This window comes from Pseudomonas monteilii (assembly GCA_001534745.1).
Lineage (GTDB): Bacteria > Pseudomonadota > Gammaproteobacteria > Pseudomonadales > Pseudomonadaceae > Aquipseudomonas > Aquipseudomonas alabamensis.
On the sequence record CP013997.1, the window covers coordinates 1,687,935 to 1,709,966 of the forward strand.

A 22,032-nucleotide genomic window follows, 5' to 3' on the forward strand; every position below is an offset into this window, starting at 1 on the left:
ACCATTCGGGCATCAGTCGCCAGCGGAGCCCCGGCCATGCAGATCGAACACCAGCACTTCGTCGTCAGCGGCGCCGCGTCCGGACTGGGCGCGGCGACTGCGCAGATGCTCGTCGAAGCCGGCGCCCATGTCCTGTTGATCGATGTCGACGCCGCTGCGCTGGAGCGCCAGGCCGAGGTGCTGGGCGAACGGACGTGTTTCGCGGTTGCCGATGTCAGCGACGAGCAGGCTGTACAGGCGGCGATCGACCAGGCCATGAGCGCGTTCGGCAGCCTCCAGGGCCTGGTCAACTGCGCAGGCATCGTCGGCGCCGAGAAGGTGCTGGGCAAACAGGGGCCCCATCGCCTGGACAGCTTCGCCCGCGTCATCGGCGTCAACCTGATCGGCAGCTTCAACCTGCTGCGCCTGGTGGCCGACGCCATGTCGCAAGGCCAACCCTCGGCCGACGGTGAACGCGGCGTCATCATCAATACCGCCTCCATCGCCGCCAGCGACGGTCAGATCGGCCAGGCGGCCTATGCCGCTTCGAAAGGCGGCGTGGCCAGCCTGACCTTGCCGGCGGCGCGCGAGCTGGCCCGTCATGGCATCCGCGTCATGACCATTGCCCCCGGCATCTTCGAGACCCCCATGATGGCCGGCATGCCCGAGGACGTTCGGGCGTCGCTGGCCGCTGGGGTGCCTTTCCCTCAACGTCTGGGCCAGCCGCGCGAGTATGCGGCGCTGGTTCGTCACATCATCGAGAACAGCATGCTCAATGGCGAGGTGATACGCCTCGACGGCGCCTTGCGCATGGCTGCCCGCTAACCTCTCTGGAGCCACCACCGTGAATCGAGAAACCGACCCCATCGTCATCGTCAGCGCCGTACGCACGCCCATGGGCGGGCTGCAGGGCGACTTGAGCGGACTGACCGCGCCCCAGCTGGGTGCCGCTGCGATCCGCGCCGCCGTCGAACGTGCAGGTGTCAGCCCCGAGGCGGTCGACCAGGTGTTGTTCGGTTGCGTGCTGTCCGCGGGGCAGGGTCAGGCGCCTGCACGACAGGCCGCATTGGGTGCGGGATTGGGCCGCCACACCAGCTGCACCACCTTGAACAAGATGTGTGGCTCCGGCATGCAAGCCGTGATGCTGGCACACGATACGCTGCGGGCAGGCAGTGCCGAAGTCATCGTCGCCGGTGGCATGGAGAGCATGAGCAATGCGCCTTATCTGTTGGACAAGGCGCGCGCCGGCTACCGCATGGGCCATGGCCGGGTGCTCGACCATATGTTTCTGGACGGTCTGGAAGATGCCTACGACACCGGGCGCCTGATGGGCACCTTTGCCGAGGATTGTGCGCGCGACAACGGCTTCACCCGGCAGGACCAGGATGCGTTCGCCATCGCTTCGCTGACGCGCGCCCAGGCGGCGATCGAACAGGGGCGCTTCGCCGCGGAAATCGTGGCGGTCGAGGCACCCGAGGGCAAGCGTATGAAGCGCGTCGAACATGATGAGCAGCCCCCCAAGGCGCGCATGGAGAAGATTCCTGAGCTGCGCCCGGCGTTTCGGGAAGGAGGCACCGTCACGGCGGCCAACGCCAGTTCCATTTCCGACGGCGCTGCCGCCTTGGTACTGATGCGCCAGAGCCAGGCACAGCGGCTGGGCTTGCAGCCCTTGGCCGTCATCCACGGCCATGCAGCGTTCGCCGACGCACCGGCCTTGTTCCCGACGGCGCCGATTGGTGCCGTGCGCGCCTTGATGCAGCGTACCGGCTGGGCGTTGGAGGAGGTGGACCTGTTCGAAATCAACGAGGCGTTTGCGGTGGTCACGCTGGCGACCATGAAGCACCTGCAACTGCCCCTCGAGAAGGTCAACATCCATGGAGGCGCCTGTGCCCTGGGGCATCCTATCGGTGCCTCCGGCGCGCGCATTCTGGTCACCCTGCTGTCCGCGCTGCGCCAGAACGGCTTGCGTCGGGGCGTGGCAGCCATCTGTATCGGTGGCGGCGAGGCCACGGCCATGGCCGTCGAGTGCCTGTATTGAGACGAGGTGAACCCCATGCTGCTCAGTGAAGAACAACAACAGATCACCGACGCCGTACGCGATTTCGCCCAGGAGCGCCTCAAGCCCTTCGCCGAACAGTGGGATCGCGAGCACCGCTTTCCCCGTGAGACGATCGAGGAGATGGCAGGGCTTGGCCTGTTCGGCATGCTGGTGCCCGAACAGTGGGGAGGCAGCGACACGGGCTATGTAGCCTACGCCATGGCCGTCGAGGAAGTGGCCGCTGGCGACGGGGCCTGCTCGACGATCATGAGTGTCCACAACTCCGTGGGGTGCGTGCCGATCCTGGCCTTCGGCAACGAGGACCAGAAGCAGCGTTTCCTGACGCCCCTGGCCCAAGGCACCATGATCGGTGCGTTCGCCTTGACCGAGCCCCACGCCGGTTCGGATGCCAGCAGCCTGAAGACCCGTGCACGGCGCGAGGGCGATCACTATGTGATCAATGGCAGCAAGCAGTTCATCACTTCCGGCCAGCAGGCCGGGGTGGTCCTGGTCTTTGCCGTCACGGATCCGAGCGCCGGAAAGCGTGGTATCAGCGCCTTCATCGTGCCCACCGATACGCCTGGCTACACCGTGGCACGGGTCGAGGAAAAGTTGGGTCAGCATGCTTCGGACACCTGTCACCTGGTGTTCGAGGACATGCGTGTGCCGGCGGCCAATCGGCTGGGTGAAGAAGGTGAGGGCTACCGCATCGCCCTGGCCAACCTCGAAGGGGGACGCGTTGGCATCGCGGCTCAGTCCGTCGGCATGGCCCGGGCGGCGTTCGAGGTGGCGCGTGAGTATGCACGTGAGCGACAGAGCTTCGGCAAGCCTTTGATCGAACACCAGGCTGTCGCCTTCCGCCTGGCCGACATGGCGACGCGCATTGCCGTCGCGCGGCAGATGGTCTTGCACGCTGCAGCCTTGCGTGACGCAGGCCGTCCAGCCCTCACCGAGGCGTGCATGGCCAAGCTGTTTGCCTCGGAGATGGCCGAGCGCGTGTGTTCGGAGGCGCTTCAGACCCTGGGCGGTTACGGCTATCTGAATGATTTTCCGCTGGCGCGCATCTACCGGGATGTGCGGGTCTGCCAGATCTACGAAGGCACCAGCGATATCCAGCGCATGGTCATTGCGCGCAATCTGTGAAGGAGCCCTGTGCATGACGTTCGATACCCTGCTGGTCGAGGTCAAAGGTCGCGTTGGCCTGATCACCCTCAACCGACCTCACGCGCTCAATGCCCTCAATGCGCAGTTGATCGAAGAGCTCAATCACGCGCTCGAGCGCTTCGATCGCGACCCGGACATCGGTTGCATCGTGTTGACCGGCTCCGACAAGGCGTTCGCAGCCGGCGCCGACATCAAGGAAATGGCCACGCTGGCGTATCCGCGCATCTACCTGGACGACCTGTTCAGCGAATCCGACAAGGTCGCCAGCCGGCGAAAGCCCATCCTGGCGGCGGTCAGCGGTTTCGCCTTGGGGGGTGGCTGTGAGCTGGCGATGATGTGCGACTTCATCCTGGCGGCCGACACCGCACGCTTCGGTCAGCCGGAGGTCAACCTGGGTGTCTTGCCCGGCATGGGCGGCACGCAGCGGTTGACCCGCGCGGTGGGCAAGGCCAAGGCCATGGAGCTGTGCCTGACGGGCCGCCTGATGAATGCCGAGGAAGCCGAGCGGGCAGGGCTCGTGGCACGCGTGGTGCCCCAGGCGCGCCTGTTGGAAGAGGCCCTGGAGACGGCGCAGCGCATCGCCAGCAAGTCGCTGCCTGTGACCATGATGATCAAGGAGTGCGTCGACCGTGCCTTCGAAGGATCGCTCAGTGAAGGGGTGCGGTTCGAGCGTCGTGTGTTTCATGCCGCTTTCGCGACCGAGGACCAGAAGGAGGGAATGCAGGCGTTCATGGCCAAGCGCGAGCCGGTGTTCAAACATCGTTAACGGGCTTCTGCAGACCCGGGACAGGTCTCGGTAAAGCGAGGGCGGCTGCGTGGCGTCAGGGCTTTGGACAGGGCAGGGTCATCGGCGTGCTACGGGTCGCCTGCCGTCCGCTTCGGTCGATTTCCCCTTCATTTCTGTTGCCCAGCACGACGTGGCGTCTTAGACTGCCGCCCCCTGTAAACGAGCGCCGTACGGCGCTCGACTCATTCCGCTGGCGGGGCGCGGTTCCCGACGGCATCCGCAATGCCTAAATGCACGTATTTTCATAGAGAAATCGATGACCAAGGAACAGTTGCTGGCCATGCCGGCCGATGACTACATGAACGCTGAGCAACTCGCATTCTTCACCGAGCTGCTGCAATCGATGAAAGTCGATACCCATGAGCGCATCGAACAGAGCCGTACCACCATCGAAAGCCTCGATACGCCGTCCGATCCGGCCGATGTGGCTTCGGTCGAGGAAGAGCGTCATTGGTTGGTCAATGCCATCGAGCGTGATCAGCGTCTGTTGCCACAGCTCGAAATGGCCCTGGGCCGAATCCAGGACGAAAGCTTTGGTTGGTGCGACGACAGCGGTGAGCCGATCGGCCTGCAGCGACTGTTGATCAGCCCGACGACCAAGTATTGCATCGAGGCCCAAGAGCGACACGAGCAGCTCGATCGTCACCAGCGCCAGGTGTAGTCCTCTGCGCAAGCCCTGGGGGGCGGATCGCCTCCACGCACGGGTGTGTCCTTCGGTCTGTCGGGAAGGACACGCCCGTCGATCTTCAGGGATCGATCCGGCACTCAAGCCCGTTCGAGTGCCTCTGGTGAAACGCCCGGGCGATCAGGGGCGCGAGAAATCCTCAAAGTTTCTCGACGGGTTTTGCTGTTTTCGGGCATATTCTTCCCTCGTCATGCATGCATGGACGACGGGGTGCTTTGGGGGACGTCATTCGATGTTCACCTGATGCATCTTTTTCGACGATCGTGATGTCGTACAGAACGGCGTTGTACAACGCCCTCGACGGTTGTCCTGTCCATGGCAGCAATCGCTGGCACCAGTCATCTTTCCTGCGTCCGCTGTTGCCGATATGTACAGACCATAGGACGCTGATCCCTTATCTTCGCTTGAAGCGCCGTGGCTTTCGCGTTCGTCCGTTCGCGAAGCGCGGGATAGACCTGATGTGAGGAATTGTTCATTGGCAGTCAGTACTCTGGATACCCACGCGCTGTTCGTGCTGGGTGATTTGCGGGCCAAACTGGTCAAGCAGTTTCAAGGGCGTTACGTGTACGTGACCGAGCAGAATGCCGAAGGTCTCTACATGGCAGAAATCGATACGGACAGCGCGCTGGTGGTCGATGACAAGCAACGGTTGGAACTGAAAGTGGGGGACCACTTCAGGGCGGCCGTGTTGCCCAGTCGCGATGGAGGCAAGCTGGATATCCGCTTCCGTGACATCAAGATGAGCGTGTATGGCGTGGGTGACTATGCCTACGTGTCCACGCCGGAAGGGGAAGGCATCGTGTTTCGCGAGGCTCACACCGCCGTGCTGGTGTTCGCCGCGCATGACCAGCTGCGTGAAGGGCTGGCCAAGACCCTCAAGGGCGTGACCGGCAAGGTCGCCAAATGGCGCAAGGGCGAGCTGATGACGTTCAAGGCCAGCGAATAGCAAGGTGGCGTCCAAGAGCACGGTACGCCGTGCTCAGTTGCCGCTGCGATCGCCGTCACTGATTTCTGCCGGGACATCGTCGCCGGCCGCACGCTTTCTGAACAGCGCGGCGCGCGCCAGCAGCAACGTGGTGACAGGGACCGTGATCGACAACAGCACGGGGATCAGCCACGCATGCAAGACGGGCGCTTCCTTGAGCCAGGAGAAGTACAGGATCGAGGCCAAAGCGATGCACCAGGCGCCGAGGGTCGAAGCCAGGGCTGGTGGGTGCATGCGCTGGAAGTAATCCTTGAGCCTGACCAGGCCGAAGGCGCCGATCAGCGCGAACAGGCTTCCGGTCACCAGCAGCGCTGAAATCGCCAGGTCGAGCCAGAAGGGCAATACGGCAGATTCGTTCATTCGATCACTTCTCCACGCAGCAGGAACTTGCCCAAGGCGAACGAGCCGACGAAGCCGAACAGTGCGATCAGCAAGGCGCCTTCGAAATACGTGTCGCTCGCATAGCGTATGCCCAGCACCAGCATGGTCAGCATCGCCAGAATGTACAGATAATCCAACGCCAGCACCCGGTCCTGTGCCGACGGACCGCGGAACAGCCTGACCAGGGCCAGCGCCATGGCGATGATGAAAATGAACAGGCTGACGATCAGGGCACCGGGCAGCAAGCCGATCATTCGAAGATCTCCATGAGTGGGCGTTCATAGATGCGTTTGAAGTGTTCGATGAACACGTGTTCTTCCATGCTCAGGTCGAACACGTGCATCAGCAGCTGACTGCGGTCCAGTGCCAGCTCGCACCAGACAGTGCCTGGTACCACCGTGGTGATCATCGACAGCGCGGCCAGGCCATGGGCATCGCGCAGATCCAGTGGAACATGAATGAACGTCGAGCGGGGCGGACGCGTGCGCATGCGCAGCACGCCACGCGCGACCTGCAGGTTCGACAGAATGACATCCAGGCCGACGCGGCCCAGCAGGCGTATAACCACTGCCGGACGGCGGATGCGCGCCTGTTGCGGGCGCAGCGGCGCCAGCAGCAGCGGTGCCAGTATGCCCAGGGCGATGCCGAGCAGGATCTGCCCAGGGCTGATCGACACGTTGAGCATCAGCCACAGCGGCAGCAGTGACAGCGAGAGCAGTGGTGCAGGAAACAGCCGCTTCATGGTAGGGCCTGCGCATCGAGTGAAGTGGGGCCTGGAATGGGGCGAGTGCTCATGACCGCATGGATGTAGTTCTCGGGTGCGCTCAGTTGCGCTGCCGCATCCTGGGTATAGCGCAGCAAGGGTTCGGCCCTCAGGCTCAAGCCGATGCACAGCGCCAGCAGGATGGCGATCGGCAGGCATTCGAACCGCCGCAAAACGGGCAAGGGCCGCTCTTCGGGCTTCCAGAAGCGTTGAATGCCGATGCGGCCAAAGGCGATCAGTGACGCCAGGCCGGAAAGGATCAGCAGGACCACCAGCATCCAGCCACTGGCACTCAGGGGCGTCGGGGTGGGCATGCCCAGCCCGGCCGGGTTGAACAGTGCACTGATCAGCCCGAGCTTGGCGATGAAGCCGGACAATGGGGGCATGCCGATGATCAACAGCGAGCAGCCGATGAAGCCGAAGCCCAAAAAGGCCATCGTCCATGGGATCACCTGGCCGATTACGGCTTTCTGTTCGTCGTCCAGGTTGATGCCCTTGGGCGGATGCAGCGACTCGAGCAATGCCGGGATCGGGCCTTCTTCCTCGTCCAGCGGCATGTCGTTGACCGAACGTGAACGTTCGATCAGCTCGGCCAGCAGGAACAAGGCGCACAGGGCCAGGGTCGAGCTGACCAGGTAGAACAAGGCGCTGCCGGTCAGGATGGGCTGGCCGAAGCCGACGGCTGCGATCAGGGTGCCGGCCGACACCAGGATGCTGAGCGCGGCCATGCGCTCCAAGCGCTGCGCGGCCAGCATCGAGACAGCTGCCACGGCCAGCGTGGCCAGGCCGCCGTACACCAGCCATTGCCCGCCGAAAAACGCCGAAGCGCCGGCTTGCGCCGAGAACAGCAGCGTCCAGACGCGCAGCACCGCGTACAGCCCTACCTTGGTCATGATGGCGAACAAGGCGGCCACCGGCGCGCTCGCCGAAGCGTAGGCCGGCACCAGCCAGAAGTTCAGCGGCCAGACGCCTGCCTTGGTGAGGAACGCGGTGGCCAGGATGGCCGCCCCCGCATGCAGCAGGCCACGATCGGCCTCTGGCACCAAGGGAATCTTCATCGCCAGGTCGGCCAGGTTGAGGGTGCCCGTCACCCCGTACAGCATGGCTGCGCCAATCAGGAACAGGGAAGAGGCGAACAGGTTGATGGCGATGTAGTGCAAACCCGCCTTGACCCGTGCACGCCCCGATCCGTGCAGCAGCAGCCCATAGGAGGCGGCCAGCAGCACTTCGAAGAACACGAACAGGTTGAACAGGTCGCCGGTCAGGAAGGCGCCGTACAGGCCCATCAGCTGAATCTGGAACAGGGCATGGAAGCTGGCGCCGGCCGCGTCCCAGCGAGCGCGGGCGAACAGCAGCGCACACACGGCGATCACGCCGGTCAACGTGGCCATCAGGGCCGACAGGTGATCCACCACCAGCACGATGCCGAACGGCGCAGGCCAGTTGCCTGGCAGGTAGACACCGATCGATTCGGCTTGCCCGTGCGCACGGACCCAGAACAGCAGGGTCATGGCAACGCCCAGGCCCACCAAGGTCGACAGCAGGTTCAGGCGAGCCTTGAGAGGCCGATGCTTTTCACCGATCAGCAGCAACACGGCAGCGGTCAGCAGCGGTAACAGCACAGGCGCGACAATCAGGTGATTCATGTCGATCATTCCTCACGCTCCCGACCATCGACGTGGTCGGTGCCGGTCAGGCCGCGCGAAGCGAGCATGACCACCAGGAACAAGGCCGTCATGGCGAAGCTGATGACGATGGCCGTCAAGACCAGCGCCTGGGGCAGAGGGTCGGTGTAATGCAGCAGATCCTGCGGGATGCCATCCTTGATGATGGGCTCCTTGCCGATGAACAGGCTGCCCATGCTGAAGATGAACAGGTTGACCCCATAGGACAGCAGACAAAGGCCCATGATGACCTGATAGGTACGCGGGCGCAGGATGAGCCAGACACCCGAGGCGGCCAGGACACCGATGGCGACGGCAATGACTTCTTCCATCAACGAGCTCCTGCAGGACGGGATTTGGAGGCGAGCCCCGGACGGTAGGCACGCACCGACTGGTGAGCCAGGGCGGTCAGGATCAGCAGGGTCGAGCCGACCACCACCGTGTAGACCCCGACATCGAAGAACAGCGCGCTGGCGAAGTGCACCTCGCCCAGGAGGGGCAAGTGCACGTGGGCCGTATGGGTGGTGAGGAACGGGTAGCCGAGCAGCAGGGCGCCCACCCCTGTCAGGGTGGCGCACAACAATCCCGTGCCCATCCAGCGCAGGGGACGCAGGCTCATCTGGGCCTCGACCCACTGGGTACCGGCCACCATGTATTGCAGGATGAACGCCACCGACATCACCAGGCCTGCCACGAAACCGCCGCCAGGCTGGTTGTGGCCGCGCATGAACAGGTACATCGAGACCAGCAGGGCCATCGGCAGGAGCAGGCGCACCAGCACCGCCGGTACCATCATGAAGCCCAGCGCGGTATCGGCGGCCTGGCGTGGGTTCACCAGGTCGGTGACCACGTCCGGTGCCATGCGTCGCTGCTGCGACGGCAGCTGCATGCTTTCCTTCGGCGGTCGGAAGCGACGCAGCAGGGCGAAGACCGTCAGCGCGACGGCGACCAGTACGGTGATCTCGCCCAGGGTATCGAAGCCGCGGAAGTCCACGAGCATGACGTTGACCACGTTGGTGCCGCCACCTTCGGGCAGGGCCCGGCTCAGGTAGAACGAAGAGATGTCGTTGGGCGTTGGCCGCGTGAGCATGGCATAGGAGATCAGCGCCATGCCGCCTCCGACCAGCCCTGCCAGCAACAGGTCACGCAGGCGGCGCAGGCGTGGCCGGTCGATCTGCGCGGTCATGCGTGGGACGCCCTCCAGGCGTCGTGGCAGCCAGCGCAGGCCCAGGAGAATCAGCACGGTGGTCACCACCTCGACGACCAGCTGGGTGAGGGCGAGGTCGGGCGCGGAGAACCAGACGAACGTGATGCAGGTCATCAGCCCGCACACGCCGACCATGATCAGGGCGGCCAGGCGGTGGTACTTGGCCTGCCAGGCGGCACCGATCGCACAGGCGATGGCGATCAGCCAGAGCGCGACGAAGACGCTCGAGCCCGGAATCTTCGGTCGATCGCCCCAGGTCAGGCCGCTGTCGAGCAGCGGAAAGAGCCCGGCCAGGAATGCCACGACCACTACCGTCAGCAGTTGCATCTGCAGGCGGCGACTGGTCAGCGCGTTCTCGACATGCCGCGCCAGCAGCATCAGGTGAACCTGTCCGCGCTCGAACAGACGCTTGCCGTTGAAGCGCTCGATCAAGGGTGGATAGGCCAGGCGCCCGCGTCGGAACTGCTTGCGCAACACCAGGTACAGCACCACGCCGAGGCTCATGGCCAGCAGGCTCATGACCAGGGGCAGGTTCCAGCCGTGCCAGATCGCCAGGCTGTATTCGGGCAAGGTGCCGCCGACGACGGGCAGCGCGGCGGCCGCCAGCAGGGGCCCGACCGACTGTGCCGGGAAGATCCCGACGACCAGACAGGTGAGCACCAGCAGCTCGACCGGTGCGCGCATCCAGCGGGGCGGTTCATGGGGCGTATGGGGCAGGTCGTCGGCAGGTGGGCCGAAGAAGACGTCGACCGTGAAACGCAAGGCATAGGTCACGCTGAAGATCCCCGCCAGCGTGGCGATGATCGGCAAGGCGATTTCCACCCAGGCCGTGGCGCTGATGAACACGGTTTCGGCGAAGAACATTTCCTTGGACAGAAAGCCGTTCATCAACGGAACCCCGGCCATGGAGGCGCTGGCGACCATGGCGAGCGTCGCGGTGTAGGGCAGCAGGCGGAACAGCCCGCTGAGGCGGCGAATGTCGCGCGTGCCGCTCTCGTGGTCGATGATGCCAGCGGCCATGAACAGGGACGCCTTGAACGTGGCATGGTTGAGAATATGAAACACCGCCGCGACGGCAGCCAGCGGGCTGTTGAGCCCCAGCAACAGCGTGATCAGACCCAGATGGCTGATGGTCGAGTAGGCGAGCAAACCCTTCAGGTCGTTCTGGAACATGGCGGCGAAGGCCCCCAGCAGCAGGGTGCAGGCACCGGCGCCGCTGACGATCCAGAACCACTCTTCGGTCCCGGACAGCGCAGGCCACAGCCGCGCCATCAGGAACACGCCTGCCTTGACCATGGTCGCCGAATGCAGATAGGCCGACACAGGCGTCGGTGCAGCCATGGCGTGGGGCAGCCAGAACTGGAAGGGAAATTGCGCGCTCTTGGTCAGCGCGCCCAGCAGGATGAGCGGCAACAGGACAGGGTAGAGCGCATGTTGGCGAATCTGCTCGCCAGAGGCCAGGACACGGTCGAGGTCGTAGCTGCCGACCACATGCCCGAGCAGCAGCACGCCCACCAGCAGGCACAGGCCGCCCGCACCCGTCACCATGAGCGCCATGTAGGCACCGCGCCGGGCATCGTTGCGATGGTGCCAGTAACCGATCAGCAAGAACGAGAACAGGCTGGTCAGCTCCCAGAAGAACACCATCTGCAACAGGTTGCCGGACATGACCACGCCAAGCATGGCGCCCATGAAGGCCAGGAAGAACGCGAAGAAGCGCGGCACCGGGTCCTGGGGCGACATGTAATAGCGCGCATACAGTGAGACCAGTGTACCGATGCCCAGGACCAGCAAGGCGAACAACCAAGCGAAGCCGTCCAAGCGCAGCACCAGGTTCATCCCCAGGCTGGGGAGCCAGAGAATTTCCTCGCGGATGATGCCGCCGTGGGCGATCTGCGGATAAAGCAGTGCCACGTACACCGTACCTGCCAGGGCGACCGCACCGGCCAACAGTGACTCTGTGTTGCGCGCGTTGTGCGGCAAGACAGCCGCCAGGCAGCTGCCGATGAAGGGCAGAAGCAATAGCACTATCAAAGACATAGCGTCCCAGCCTGCAAAAGGTTTGCCAGAATCATACGTGTGGCGGCAGCCATCACCAACCCGCCAGCGACATGGCAACCGTGTAAATACGTAGGTGTGATGGGGTTTTTTATAACATTTGATTTCAAGAGGTAAGGCTTGCTGGCCCTGCTTCGGCTTTTTGCCATCCAGATGCCGCCACTCAGTGCTGACTCGGTGGCGCGCGCGAGGTTCATTCGTACTGTGAAGGGCGAACACGCGTTGCGACAGTGCATGCACTGTTCCATTATCGTAGGCCGACCTTTCGATGTGGCGCAGGAGTACGCATGAATACCGAGGCTGTCATCCCTTCCGTCATCCCCGCCCGGCTTGCCCGTGTGCGTGAGCTGATGAGTCAGCGAGGCGTGCAGGCCTTGCTGGTGCCCTCGGCCGATCCCCACCTTTCCGAGTACCTGCCGGAGTACTGGCAATGCCGTCGTTGGCTATCGGGGTTCACCGGGTCCGTCGGTACGTTGGTCATCACGCACACGTTCGCTGGCGTCTGGGTGGACAGCCGTTACTGGGAGCAGGCACACAGTGAGTTGCTCGGCAGTGGCGTGACCCTGATGAAGTGGACCTCGGGTCAGGCAGATGCCCTCGACTGGCTGGTGGCGCAGGCGGCGCCTGGTCAGGTGGTGGCCGTGGATGGCAGGGCGCTGTCGCTGGCCATGGCGCGCCAGCTGCGCCACCGTCTGGCACAGCAGCAGGCCAGCCTGATGACCCATCATGACGTACTCGACAAAGCGTGGCTCGATCGACCCGCGCTACCTGACGCACCCATCGTCGAGCACCTGCCGCCTGAAGCCAGTACCTCGCGCGAACAGAAGCTGACCTCGCTGCGCCAGGCCATGCAGGACCATGGCGCGGACTGGCATTTCATCGCGACACTCGACGACATTGCCTGGCTGTTCAACCTGCGTGGCAGCGATGTGCCGTTCAACCCGGTATTCCTGGCCTTCGCGCTGATCGGGCAGACGCAGGCGACGTTGTTCGTCGCCCAGGACAGGATCGATCCTGCCCTGCGTCAGCGCTTGAAGGACGATGGGATCACGCTTCGTGACTACGACCAGGCGGCGCAGGCCCTGGCGACGTTACCGAAGGACAGTCGTCTGCTGTTCGATCCAGCCAAAGTCACGTGCGCCTGGCTCGATGGGTTGAGCAGTACCGTGCTGGGTATTGAAGCGCTCAATCCCACGACGGTGGCCAAGGCCTGCAAGACAGAATCCGAGTACCTGCAGATCCGGCAAGCGATGGAGCAGGATGGTGCCGCCTTGTGCGAGTTCTTCGCCTGGTTCGAGGCGCATGTGGGTCAAGGCAACGTCACAGAGCTGGATGTCGATGTGCAGCTTCTGGCCGCGAGGCGCAAGCGTCCTGGGTTCGTGTCGCCAAGCTTCGCCACCATCGCCGGCTTCAACGGCAACGGCGCCATGCCTCACTACCGCGCTACCGAACAGGCCCATGCAGTGATCGCAGGCGACGGGCTGCTGCTCATCGACTCCGGGGCGCAATACCGAGGGGGAACGACGGACATCACGCGCATGGTGCCGGTCGGCCGACCGAGCGAGGCGCAAAAGCACGATTGCACACGCGTGCTGCAAGGGGTCATCGCCCTGTCGCGTGCGGTTTTCCCGCATGGCATCCTCTCGCCCGCGCTCGATGCCATCGCGCGGGCGCCCTTGTGGGCCGATCAGGTCGATTATGGCCATGGTACCGGGCATGGCGTGGGGTATTTCCTCAACGTCCACGAGGGGCCACAGGTCATCGCGTACCAGGCGCGTGCCGCGGCACACATGGCGATGCTGCCGGGTATGGTCACATCGATCGAGCCCGGCACGTACAGGCCCGGCCAATGGGGCGTACGAATCGAGAACCTGGTGATCAACCGCGAGGCCGGGGAGGGCGCTTTCGGGCATTTCCTGGCCTTCGAGACGCTGACGCTCTGCCCGATCGACACGCGCTGCCTGACGACCGAACGACTCGATGCCAGGGAAAGGCAATGGCTCAACGACTACCACGCACACGTACGCTCGAGGCTGATGCCCTGGGTAGAGGGTGCAGCGCTTCAGTGGCTGGAAGCGCGTACGCAGGCCATCTGAACGAGGCATGTTCGACGACGCCGGGAGGTGTCGTCGAGCGATGTCACTTACAGATGACGATCATGCTGCGGCTCGTGTAGCCTGCCGGGTTGATACCGAACAGGTAATCGCCTTCTTCCTGGTCGGTATCGCCCGATCGCGCGACGACCCGATAACCCTTTTTACTGCACGCGGTGGCGGCCCTGTCGTAACAGCGGTCCCAGGACGATGACAGGCCGCTGCAGTTGATGTGCAGGCCCTTCTTGCCGCGTTTGACTTCTGTCTTGGCCGTGGCGGCACATCCGGCGATCGCCAGCATGGCCAAGACGATAACAATCCGCTTCATTCCTGTCCTTACCCAGTCCGACCCTGTGGCCTGGGGTTCGTGGATGATCGTTCTCCCTGAAAAAACTGGGCATCCGTGCGCGGTCAGTAGAGCGTTCAAAGATGACGACTTTGTGACCGTTTGGATAGACCCTCAGGCTTCTACAATGACTCACGGGCTTTCAAATGACAACGTGGCACCTCAGTCGGCCGCCACGGGTGGCGCAGAAGGCGTCCGGGTGGTCAGGGTGGCACCGATGGAGGCAGTAATGATGGCGCCGATCGCGATCCACTGCAGGTCGCTGAGCACCTCGCCCAGAAAGACCAGGCCGGCCAGGGCCGCAACCACGGGTTCCACGCTCATCAAGATACCGAAGGTACGCGCTGGCATGCGCGTCAGTGCGATCATTTCCAGGCTGTAGGGCAGGGCGGTGGACAGGATGGCCACGGCCAGCGCCACCGGAACCAGGGACAGGTCCAGCAGCGCGGCCCTGGAATGGGCAATGCCGATGGGGGCCACGAAAAGCGTGGCGACGACGACACCCAGGGCCGCGCTTTGTACGCCATGCTCGGCACCGGCGCGCTGCCCAAACAGAATGTACAAGGCCCAGCAGGCTCCGGCGCCCAGTGCGCAGGCCGCACCGAACAGGTCCACGCTGCCTTGGCCGGCGCCGAGAGGGATGAGCATGAACAGGCCGGCGACCGCCAGCACGATCCATACGTAATCGATCATGCGACGCGAGGCGAACAGGGCGACTGCCAATGGGCCTGTGAACTCGAGGGCGACGGCGACGCCCAGTGGAATGCTACGCACCGCCATATAGAAGAGCAGGTTCATGCCGCCCAGGGCGATGCCATAGACGATGACGCTGCGCCAGGCGCTGGCATTCAGGCGAGCACGCCATGGGCGAAGCACTGCGAGCATGATCAGGCTGGCGAAGAACAGGCGCAGGGTCGTGGTGCCTTGAGCACCCACGAGCGGGAACATGGACTTGGCCAGGGTTGCCCCGGATTGGATCGACACCATGGCGAACACCAACATGCCGATGGGTAATAGAAGACGCGAAGCAGGCGTGGAGGTGAGGCTCATGGGGAAAAGACATTCTTCAAGACAGGGCAGGCAATATAGTGTCGGCTGGCGTGGGAAGGCAAACCGTCGGCGGATACGAGGCCAAAAGGTGTTTTTTGAAATAAAGGGTTGACGGGGTTTCAGATCCCCTTATAATGCGCACCACTTCCAACGCAGTCGGAACGATAAACGCCTTGTTAATCAACAGGTTGCGTGAATCGAGATGAAGCTGGAAGGGCTTCGGTCCCGACCGGAAGCGGTGAAAAAAGGCAGTTGACAGCAGGTTGTAACGCTGTATGATTCGCCTCCCGCTTTGAGAGATCGCAGCGAGTCAAGTGGTTGAAGTTGTTAGGGTTTCCCGAAAAAAACTTCAAAATAAACGCTTGACACACAACGAGGACAGCGTAGAATGCGCGCCTCGGTTGAGACGAAAGCTTCTCAGCCAAACGCTCTTTAACAAATTGAATCAAGCAATTCGTGTGGGTGCTTGTGAGTTTGGACTGATAGTCAGATAGATTATCAGCATCACAAGTGACACATGAGTAATCATAGTAGTCATTTGAGATTGCTGAGCCAAGTTTAGGGTTTCTTAAAAACCCAAGCAGTATTGAACTGAAGAGTTTGATCATGGCTCAGATTGAACGCTGGCGGCAGGCCTAACACATGCAAGTCGAGCGGATGACAGGAGCTTGCTCCTGGATTCAGCGGCGGACGGGTGAGTAATGCCTAGGAATCTGCCTGGTAGTGGGGGACAACGTTTCGAAAGGAACGCTAATACCGCATACGTCCTACGGGAGAAAGCAGGGGACCTTCGGGCCTTGCGCTATCAGATGAGCCTAGGTCGGATTAGCTAGTTGGTGAGGTAATGGCTCACCAAGGCGACGATCCGTAACTGGTCTGAGAGGATGATCAGTCACACTGGAACTGAGACACGGTCCAGACTCCTACGGGAGGCAGCAGTGGGGAATATTGGACAATGGGCGAAAGCCTGATCCAGCCATGCCGCGTGTGTGAAGAAGGTCTTCGGATTGTAAAGCACTTTAAGTTGGGAGGAAGGGTTGTAGATTAATACTCTGCAATTTTGACGTTACCGACAGAATAAGCACCGGCTAACTCTGTGCCAGCAGCCGCGGTAATACAGAGGGTGCAAGCGTTAATCGGAATTACTGGGCGTAAAGCGCGCGTAGGTGGTTTGTTAAGTTGGATGTGAAAGCCCCGGGCTCAACCTGGGAACTGCATCCAAAACTGGCAGGCTAGAGTACGGTAGAGGGTGGTGGAATTTCCTGTGTAGCGGTGAAATGCGTAGATATAGGAAGGAACACCAGTGGCGAAGGCGACCACCTGGACTGATACTGACACTGAGGTGCGAAAGCGTGGGGAGCAAACAGGATTAGATACCCTGGTAGTCCACGCCGTAAACGATGTCAACTAGCCGTTGGAATCCTTGAGATTTTAGTGGCGCAGCTAACGCATTAAGTTGACCGCCTGGGGAGTACGGCCGCAAGGTTAAAACTCAAATGAATTGACGGGGGCCCGCACAAGCGGTGGAGCATGTGGTTTAATTCGAAGCAACGCGAAGAACCTTACCAGGCCTTGACATGCAGAGAACTTTCCAGAGATGGATCGGTGCCTTCGGGAACTCTGACACAGGTGCTGCATGGCTGTCGTCAGCTCGTGTCGTGAGATGTTGGGTTAAGTCCCGTAACGAGCGCAACCCTTGTCCTTAGTTACCAGCACGTTATGGTGGGCACTCTAAGGAGACTGCCGGTGACAAACCGGAGGAAGGTGGGGATGACGTCAAGTCATCATGGCCCTTACGGCCTGGGCTACACACGTGCTACAATGGTCGGTACAGAGGGTTGCCAAGCCGCGAGGTGGAGCTAATCTCACAAAACCGATCGTAGTCCGGATCGCAGTCTGCAACTCGACTGCGTGAAGTCGGAATCGCTAGTAATCGCGAATCAGAATGTCGCGGTGAATACGTTCCCGGGCCTTGTACACACCGCCCGTCACACCATGGGAGTGGGTTGCACCAGAAGTAGCTAGTCTAACCTTCGGGAGGACGGTTACCACGGTGTGATTCATGACTGGGGTGAAGTCGTAACAAGGTAGCCGTAGGGGAACCTGCGGCTGGATCACCTCCTTAATCGACGACATCAGCCAGCTGATGAGCTCCCACACGAATTGCTTGATTCTTTGTACGAAGACGATGCTGTAACGCGACCCTGTTATAGGTCTGTAGCTCAGTTGGTTAGAGCGCACCCCTGATAAGGGTGAGGTCGGCAGTTCAAATCTGCCCAGACCTACCATTTCATGGTGCGGCTTGATGCTACGACACACGGGGCCATAGCTCAGCTGGGAGAGCGCCTGCCTTGCACGCAGGAGGTCAGCGGTTCGATCCCGCTTGGCTCCACCACTTCCATCGTCGCCGCTGTTCAGAACTTAGAAATGAACATTTGCAGCCTGAGGCTGTGAAATGTTGATTTCTGACTTTTGTCAGATCGTTCTTTAAAAATTCGGATATGTGATAGAAATAGACTGATGGCCACTTTCACTGGTGGTGATCAGGCTAAGGTAAAATTTGTGAGTTCTGCGCGAGAGCGCAACATGCGAATTTTCGGCGAATGTCGTCTTCACAGTATAACCAGATTGCTTGGGGTTATATGGTCAAGTGAAGAAGCGCATACGGTGGATGCCTTGGCAGTCAGAGGCGATGAAAGACGTGGTAGCCTGCGATAAGCTTTGGGGAGTCGGCAAACAGACTGTGATCCAGAGATCTCTGAATGGGGGAACCCACTCAGCATAAGCTGAGTATCCTGCACTGAATACATAGGTGCATGAGGCGAACCAGGGGAACTGAAACATCTAAGTACCCTGAGGAATAGAAATCAACCGAGATTCCCTTAGTAGTGGCGAGCGAACGGGGACCAGCCCTTAAGTTGGTTGAAGATTAGTGGAACGCTCTGGAAAGTGCGGCCATAGTGGGTGATAGCCCCGTACACGAAAATCTTCTTTCAATGAAATCGAGTAGGACGGAGCACGAGAAACTTTGTCTGAATATGGGGGGACCATCCTCCAAGGCTAAATACTACTGACTGACCGATAGTGAACCAGTACCGTGAGGGAAAGGCGAAAAGAACCCCGGAGAGGGGAGTGAAATAGAACCTGAAACCGTATGCGTACAAGCAGTGGGAGCCTACTTTGTTAGGTGACTGCGTACCTTTTGTATAATGGGTCAGCGACTTATATTCAGTGGCGAGCTTAACCGAATAGGGGAGGCGTAGCGAAAGCGAGTCTTAATAGGGCGAACAGTCGCTGGGTATAGACCCGAAACCGGGCGATCTATCCATGGGCAGGTTGAAGGTTAGGTAACACTGACTGGAGGACCGAACCGACTACCGTTGAAAAGTTAGCGGATGACCTGTGGATCGGAGTGAAAGGCTAATCAAGCTCGGAGATAGCTGGTTCTCCTCGAAAGCTATTTAGGTAGCGCCTCATGTATCACTGCTGGGGGTAGAGCACTGTTTCGGCTAGGGGGTCATCCCGACTTACCAAACCGATGCAAACTCCGAATACCAGCAAGTGCCGAGCATGGGAGACACACGGCGGGTGCTAACGTCCGTCGTGAAAAGGGAAACAACCCAGACCGTCAGCTAAGGTCCCAAAGTCATGGTTAAGTGGGAAACGATGTGGGAAGGCTTAGACAGCTAGGAGGTTGGCTTAGAAGCAGCCACCCTTTAAAGAAAGCGTAATAGCTCACTAGTCGAGTCGGCCTGCGCGGAAGATGTAACGGGGCTCAAACCATGCACCGAAGCTACGGGTATCACCACTAGGTGATGCGGTAGAGGAGCGTTCTGTAAGCCTGTGAAGGTCAGTTGAGAAGCTGGCTGGAGGTATCAGAAGTGCGAATGCTGACATGAGTAACGACAATGGGAGTGAAAAACTCCCACGCCGAAAGACCAAGGTTTCCTGCGCAACGTTAATCGACGCAGGGTTAGTCGGTCCCTAAGGCGAGGCTGAAAAGCGTAGTCGATGGAAAACAGGTTAATATTCCTGTACTTCCGGTTATTGCGATGGAGGGACGGAGAAGGCTAGGCCAGCTTGGCGTTGGTTGTCCAAGTTTAAGGTGGTAGGCTGAGATCTTAGGCAAATCCGGGATCTCAAGGCCGAGAGCTGATGACGAGTTGCCTTTAGGCGACGAAGTGGTTGATGCCATGCTTCCAAGAAAAGCTCCTAAGCTTCAGATAATCGGGAACCGTACCCCAAACCGACACAGGTGGTTAGGTAGAGAATACCAAGGCGCTTGAGAGAACTCGGGTGAAGGAACTAGGCAAAATGGCACCGTAACTTCGGGAGAAGGTGCGCCGGCGAGGGTCAAGGACTTGCTCCGTAAGCCCATGCCGGTCGAAGATACCAGGCCGCTGCGACTGTTTATTAAAAACACAGCACTCTGCAAACACGAAAGTGGACGTATAGGGTGTGACGCCTGCCCGGTGCCGGAAGGTTAATTGATGGGGTTAGCGCAAGCGAAGCTCTTGATCGAAGCCCCGGTAAACGGCGGCCGTAACTATAACGGTCCTAAGGTAGCGAAATTCCTTGTCGGGTAAGTTCCGACCTGCACGAATGGCGTAACGATGGCGGCGCTGTCTCCACCCGAGACTCAGTGAAATTGAAATCGCTGTGAAGATGCAGTGTATCCGCGGCTAGACGGAAAGACCCCGTGAACCTTTACTATAGCTTTGCACTGGACTTTGAATTTGCTTGTGTAGGATAGGTGGGAGGCTTTGAAGCGTGGACGCCAGTCTGCGTGGAGCCATCCTTGAAATACCACCCTGGCAACTTTGAGGTTCTAACTCAGGTCCGTCATCCGGATCGAGGACAGTGTATGGTGGGTAGTTTGACTGGGGCGGTCTCCTCCCAAAGAGTAACGGAGGAGTACGAAGGTGCGCTCAGACCGGTCGGAAATCGGTCGTAGAGTATAAAGGCAAAAGCGCGCTTGACTGCGAGACCCACACGTCGAGCAGGTACGAAAGTAGGTCTTAGTGATCCGGTGGTTCTGTATGGAAGGGCCATCGCTCAACGGATAAAAGGTACTCCGGGGATAACAGGCTGATACCGCCCAAGAGTTCATATCGACGGCGGTGTTTGGCACCTCGATGTCGGCTCATCACATCCTGGGGCTGAAGCCGGTCCCAAGGGTATGGCTGTTCGCCATTTAAAGTGGTACGCGAGCTGGGTTTAGAACGTCGTGAGACAGTTCGGTCCCTATCTGCCGTGGACGTTTGAGATTTGAGAGGGGCTGCTCCTAGTACGAGAGGACCGGAGTGGACGAACCTCTGGTGTTCCGGTTGTCACGCCAGTGGCATTGCCGGGTAGCTATGTTCGGAAGAGATAACCGCTGAAAGCATCTAAGCGGGAAACTTGCCTCAAGATGAGATCTCACTGGGATCTTGAATCCCCTAAAGGGCCGTCGAAGACTACGACGTTGATAGGTTGGGTGTGTAAGCGCTGTGAGGCGTTGAGCTAACCAATACTAATTGCCCGTGAGGCTTGACCATATAACACCCAAGCAATCTGCCGAGCGCAGGTTGGGTGCGAAGACACACGAACCGAAAGTTCGCGAACACACAAAGATCACATATCCGAATCTGCTGGCCTGTCGATACGACGGTCCGGCTACCGAATTTCTTGGCGACCATAGAGCATTGGAACCACCTGATCCCTTCCCGAACTCAGTAGTGAAACGATGCATCGCCGATGGTAGTGTGGGGTTTCCCCATGTGAGAGTAGGTCATCGCCAAGATTCATTTCGCAAAACCCCTATCTGCGCATGCAGGTAGGGGTTTTGTCTTTCCAGAAGACCTGAAGCGAGCGGAGCGCCCATGCACGTGAACCCTGACATCGATGCGTTTCTCGGCTGCCGTACCCCGGAGGCATGGATCGAAGCGGCTCTGCTCGACCAAGAAACGTTGCTGATCGACCACAAGAATTGCGAGTTCAAGGCCGCCAGTACGGCGCTGAGCCTGATTGCCAAGTACAACGCCCACCTCGACCTAATCAACATGATGTCGCGCCTGGCTCGTGAAGAGCTTGTGCATCATGAACAGGTACTGCGGTTGATGAAGCGTCGTAAGATCGCCCTGCGTCCTGTCTCGGCGGGCCGCTATGCCTCAGGTCTGCGTCGGCATGTACGTGCCCATGAACCGGCCAAGTTGATCGATACACTCGTCGTCGGGGCCTTCATCGAGGCGCGCAGTTGCGAGCGGTTCGCCGCATTGGTGCCGCACTTGGACGAGGAGCTGGGCAGGTTCTATCACGGTCTGCTCAAGAGCGAAGCCAGGCATTACGAAGGGTATTTGAAACTGGCTCACCACTATGGCGAAGCCGACGACATCGCCAAGGTGATTGAGCGGGTCAGGGCAGCGGAAGCCGAGCTGATCACAAGCCCGGATACCGAACTGCGCTTTCACAGCGGCATTCCTGCGCGGGCCTGATCAGCCTCGCAGGACATGCCGCCCACAGAAGCGTTGTCAGTCGCGTCGACCCAGCAGCAGGCCGACGACCACGCCCAGGCCTGCCGAGATCGCCACGGTCTGCCATGGGTGGCCTCCGATGTAGGCTTGAGTGGCTTCGACCACCGGCTTGGCCTTGTTGCCCATTTCGCCTAGCGCTTCGCGTGCCTGACGCAGTTTCTCGCTGACCTGGGTGCGCAACGAGTCGGCGTCGTCGCCCACGATCGAGGCGCTGTCGTTGAGCAGCTTCTCCGATTCGGTGATGAGCGATTGAAGCTCGCTGAACACCTGGTCTTTGATCTGTTCGACATCGGCCTGCACGGTAGATTTCCGAGGCATGT

17 protein-coding genes, 2 tRNA genes and 3 rRNA genes are annotated in these 22,032 nt (G+C 60.6%); 13 read left to right on the forward strand and 9 right to left on the reverse strand.

The genetic code is table 11. The features are described from left to right. Positions 1–36 precede the first annotated feature (36 nt). The 6 genes from APT63_07510 to APT63_07535 all read left to right on the forward strand — a co-directional run bounded on the left by APT63_07510 (position 37) and on the right by APT63_07535 (position 5,599). Positions 37–804, forward strand: a complete 768-nt coding sequence (locus APT63_07510; protein ID AMA45491.1) for a 3-hydroxy-2-methylbutyryl-CoA dehydrogenase — start codon at positions 37–39, stop codon at positions 802–804. Positions 805–874: 70 nt separating this feature from the next. Next, positions 875–2,017 carry an acetyl-CoA acetyltransferase gene (locus tag APT63_07515; GenBank protein ID AMA47818.1) on the forward strand — a complete coding sequence of 381 codons (1,143 nt, stop codon included), beginning with the start codon at positions 875–877 and terminating at the stop codon, positions 2,015–2,017. 15 nt (positions 2,018–2,032) lie between these two features. After that, positions 2,033–3,160 (forward strand): acyl-CoA dehydrogenase, encoded by a 1,128-nt coding sequence (locus tag APT63_07520; GenBank protein ID AMA45492.1) that lies wholly within the window; start codon positions 2,033–2,035, stop codon positions 3,158–3,160. A gap of 13 nt (positions 3,161–3,173) precedes the next feature. Continuing rightward, entirely contained in the window at positions 3,174–3,947 is a 774-nt protein-coding gene (locus APT63_07525) for an enoyl-CoA hydratase (GenBank protein ID AMA45493.1), read from the forward strand. A 277-nt stretch (positions 3,948–4,224) separates the two neighbouring features. Next, on the forward strand, positions 4,225–4,629 hold the full coding sequence (locus APT63_07530) for a conjugal transfer protein TraR (GenBank protein ID AMA45494.1): 405 nt from the start codon (positions 4,225–4,227) through the stop codon (positions 4,627–4,629). Between the two features lie 499 nt (positions 4,630–5,128). Further along, on the forward strand, positions 5,129–5,599 hold the full coding sequence (locus APT63_07535) for a hypothetical protein (GenBank protein ID AMA45495.1): 471 nt from the start codon (positions 5,129–5,131) through the stop codon (positions 5,597–5,599). A 33-nt stretch (positions 5,600–5,632) separates the two neighbouring features. Here APT63_07535 and APT63_07540 read toward each other — a convergent pair whose 3' ends face one another. Genes APT63_07540 through APT63_07565 form a run of 6 tightly spaced genes read right to left on the reverse strand, consistent with a single transcriptional unit; the run spans position 5,633 to position 11,693 of the window. Next, positions 5,633–5,998, reverse strand: coding sequence for a cation:proton antiporter (locus APT63_07540; GenBank protein ID AMA45496.1), 366 nt, complete (start codon positions 5,996–5,998; stop codon positions 5,633–5,635). Then, the gene (locus APT63_07545; protein AMA45497.1) at positions 5,995–6,273 is read right to left on the reverse strand and encodes a cation:proton antiporter; all 279 of its coding nucleotides are present in this window, start codon (positions 6,271–6,273) and stop codon (positions 5,995–5,997) included. Before APT63_07545 ends, APT63_07540 begins: the two co-directional genes overlap by 4 nt. After that, positions 6,270–6,761, reverse strand: a complete 492-nt coding sequence (locus tag APT63_07550; protein AMA45498.1) for a cation:proton antiporter — start codon at positions 6,759–6,761, stop codon at positions 6,270–6,272. The genes APT63_07545 and APT63_07550 overlap by 4 nt, the downstream gene beginning before the upstream one ends. Next, positions 6,758–8,437, reverse strand: coding sequence for a cation:proton antiporter (locus APT63_07555; GenBank protein ID AMA45499.1), 1,680 nt, complete (start codon positions 8,435–8,437; stop codon positions 6,758–6,760). Before APT63_07555 ends, APT63_07550 begins: the two co-directional genes overlap by 4 nt. Further along, positions 8,434–8,778: a cation:proton antiporter gene (locus tag APT63_07560; GenBank protein AMA45500.1), complete on the reverse strand. Its 345-nt coding sequence runs from the start codon at positions 8,776–8,778 to the stop codon at positions 8,434–8,436. Before APT63_07560 ends, APT63_07555 begins: the two co-directional genes overlap by 4 nt. After that, positions 8,778–11,693: a cation:proton antiporter gene (locus tag APT63_07565; GenBank protein ID AMA45501.1), complete on the reverse strand. Its 2,916-nt coding sequence runs from the start codon at positions 11,691–11,693 to the stop codon at positions 8,778–8,780. Before APT63_07565 ends, APT63_07560 begins: the two co-directional genes overlap by 1 nt. A 305-nt stretch (positions 11,694–11,998) precedes the next feature. Here APT63_07565 and APT63_07570 point away from each other — a divergent pair, with 305 nt between their 5' ends. After that, the gene (locus APT63_07570; protein ID AMA45502.1) at positions 11,999–13,807 is read left to right on the forward strand and encodes a peptidase M24; all 1,809 of its coding nucleotides are present in this window, start codon (positions 11,999–12,001) and stop codon (positions 13,805–13,807) included. Between the two features lie 43 nt (positions 13,808–13,850). On the opposite strand, the gene APT63_07575 is transcribed toward APT63_07570, so the two are convergent. Then, complete coding sequence (locus tag APT63_07575; GenBank protein ID AMA45503.1) at positions 13,851–14,132, reverse strand: hypothetical protein; 282 nt, start codon at positions 14,130–14,132, stop codon at positions 13,851–13,853. 180 nt (positions 14,133–14,312) lie between these two features. After that, positions 14,313–15,200 (reverse strand): transporter, encoded by an 888-nt coding sequence (locus APT63_07580; GenBank protein AMA45504.1) that lies wholly within the window; start codon positions 15,198–15,200, stop codon positions 14,313–14,315. 588 nt (positions 15,201–15,788) lie between these two features. On the opposite strand from APT63_07580, the gene APT63_07585 reads away from it, so the two are divergent. From APT63_07585 to APT63_07610, 6 genes are all read left to right on the forward strand, one after another. Then, positions 15,789–17,335 (forward strand): 16S ribosomal RNA (locus tag APT63_07585). A gap of 76 nt (positions 17,336–17,411) precedes the next feature. Continuing rightward, positions 17,412–17,488, forward strand: a tRNA-Ile gene (locus APT63_07590). A gap of 31 nt (positions 17,489–17,519) precedes the next feature. Continuing rightward, a tRNA-Ala gene (locus APT63_07595) sits at positions 17,520–17,595 on the forward strand. 242 nt (positions 17,596–17,837) lie between these two features. Further along, a 23S ribosomal RNA gene (locus APT63_07600) occupies positions 17,838–20,751 on the forward strand. 115 nt (positions 20,752–20,866) lie between these two features. Beyond that, positions 20,867–20,982: ribosomal RNA gene (gene rrf, locus APT63_07605) — 5S ribosomal RNA — on the forward strand. Together the 16S, 23S and 5S rRNA genes with 2 tRNA genes alongside form the textbook arrangement of a ribosomal RNA operon. A 79-nt stretch (positions 20,983–21,061) precedes the next feature. Then, positions 21,062–21,673 carry a tRNA hydroxylase gene (locus tag APT63_07610; GenBank protein ID AMA45505.1) on the forward strand — a complete coding sequence of 204 codons (612 nt, stop codon included), beginning with the start codon at positions 21,062–21,064 and terminating at the stop codon, positions 21,671–21,673. A 36-nt stretch (positions 21,674–21,709) separates the two neighbouring features. Here the strand turns inward: APT63_07610 and APT63_07615 are convergent, their stop codons facing one another. After that, positions 21,710–22,030, reverse strand: a complete 321-nt coding sequence (locus APT63_07615) for a hypothetical protein (GenBank protein AMA45506.1) — start codon at positions 22,028–22,030, stop codon at positions 21,710–21,712. Positions 22,031–22,032 lie beyond the last annotated feature (2 nt).

What these genes read in the sequence shown, in the direction of transcription:
- APT63_07610 (AMA45505.1), top strand. Translation starts at nt 21,062, where the DNA reads ATGCACGTGAACCCTGACATCGATGCGTTTCTCGGCTGCCGTACCCCG.
- APT63_07550 (AMA45498.1), bottom strand. Translation starts at nt 6,761, where the DNA reads ATGAAGCGGCTGTTTCCTGCACCACTGCTCTCGCTGTCACTGCTGCCG.
- APT63_07515 (AMA47818.1), top strand. Translation starts at nt 875, where the DNA reads ATGGGCGGGCTGCAGGGCGACTTGAGCGGACTGACCGCGCCCCAGCTG.
- APT63_07580 (AMA45504.1), bottom strand. Translation starts at nt 15,200, where the DNA reads ATGAGCCTCACCTCCACGCCTGCTTCGCGTCTTCTATTACCCATCGGC.
- APT63_07560 (AMA45500.1), bottom strand. Translation starts at nt 8,778, where the DNA reads ATGGAAGAAGTCATTGCCGTCGCCATCGGTGTCCTGGCCGCCTCGGGT.
- APT63_07615 (AMA45506.1), bottom strand. Translation starts at nt 22,030, where the DNA reads ATGCCTCGGAAATCTACCGTGCAGGCCGATGTCGAACAGATCAAAGAC.
- APT63_07545 (AMA45497.1), bottom strand. Translation starts at nt 6,273, where the DNA reads ATGATCGGCTTGCTGCCCGGTGCCCTGATCGTCAGCCTGTTCATTTTC.
- APT63_07565 (AMA45501.1), bottom strand. Translation starts at nt 11,693, where the DNA reads ATGTCTTTGATAGTGCTATTGCTTCTGCCCTTCATCGGCAGCTGCCTG.
- APT63_07520 (AMA45492.1), top strand. Translation starts at nt 2,033, where the DNA reads ATGCTGCTCAGTGAAGAACAACAACAGATCACCGACGCCGTACGCGAT.
- APT63_07555 (AMA45499.1), bottom strand. Translation starts at nt 8,437, where the DNA reads ATGATCGACATGAATCACCTGATTGTCGCGCCTGTGCTGTTACCGCTG.
- APT63_07540 (AMA45496.1), bottom strand. Translation starts at nt 5,998, where the DNA reads ATGAACGAATCTGCCGTATTGCCCTTCTGGCTCGACCTGGCGATTTCA.
- APT63_07510 (AMA45491.1), top strand. Translation starts at nt 37, where the DNA reads ATGCAGATCGAACACCAGCACTTCGTCGTCAGCGGCGCCGCGTCCGGA.
- APT63_07530 (AMA45494.1), top strand. Translation starts at nt 4,225, where the DNA reads ATGACCAAGGAACAGTTGCTGGCCATGCCGGCCGATGACTACATGAAC.
- APT63_07570 (AMA45502.1), top strand. Translation starts at nt 11,999, where the DNA reads ATGAATACCGAGGCTGTCATCCCTTCCGTCATCCCCGCCCGGCTTGCC.
- APT63_07525 (AMA45493.1), top strand. Translation starts at nt 3,174, where the DNA reads ATGACGTTCGATACCCTGCTGGTCGAGGTCAAAGGTCGCGTTGGCCTG.
- APT63_07575 (AMA45503.1), bottom strand. Translation starts at nt 14,132, where the DNA reads ATGAAGCGGATTGTTATCGTCTTGGCCATGCTGGCGATCGCCGGATGT.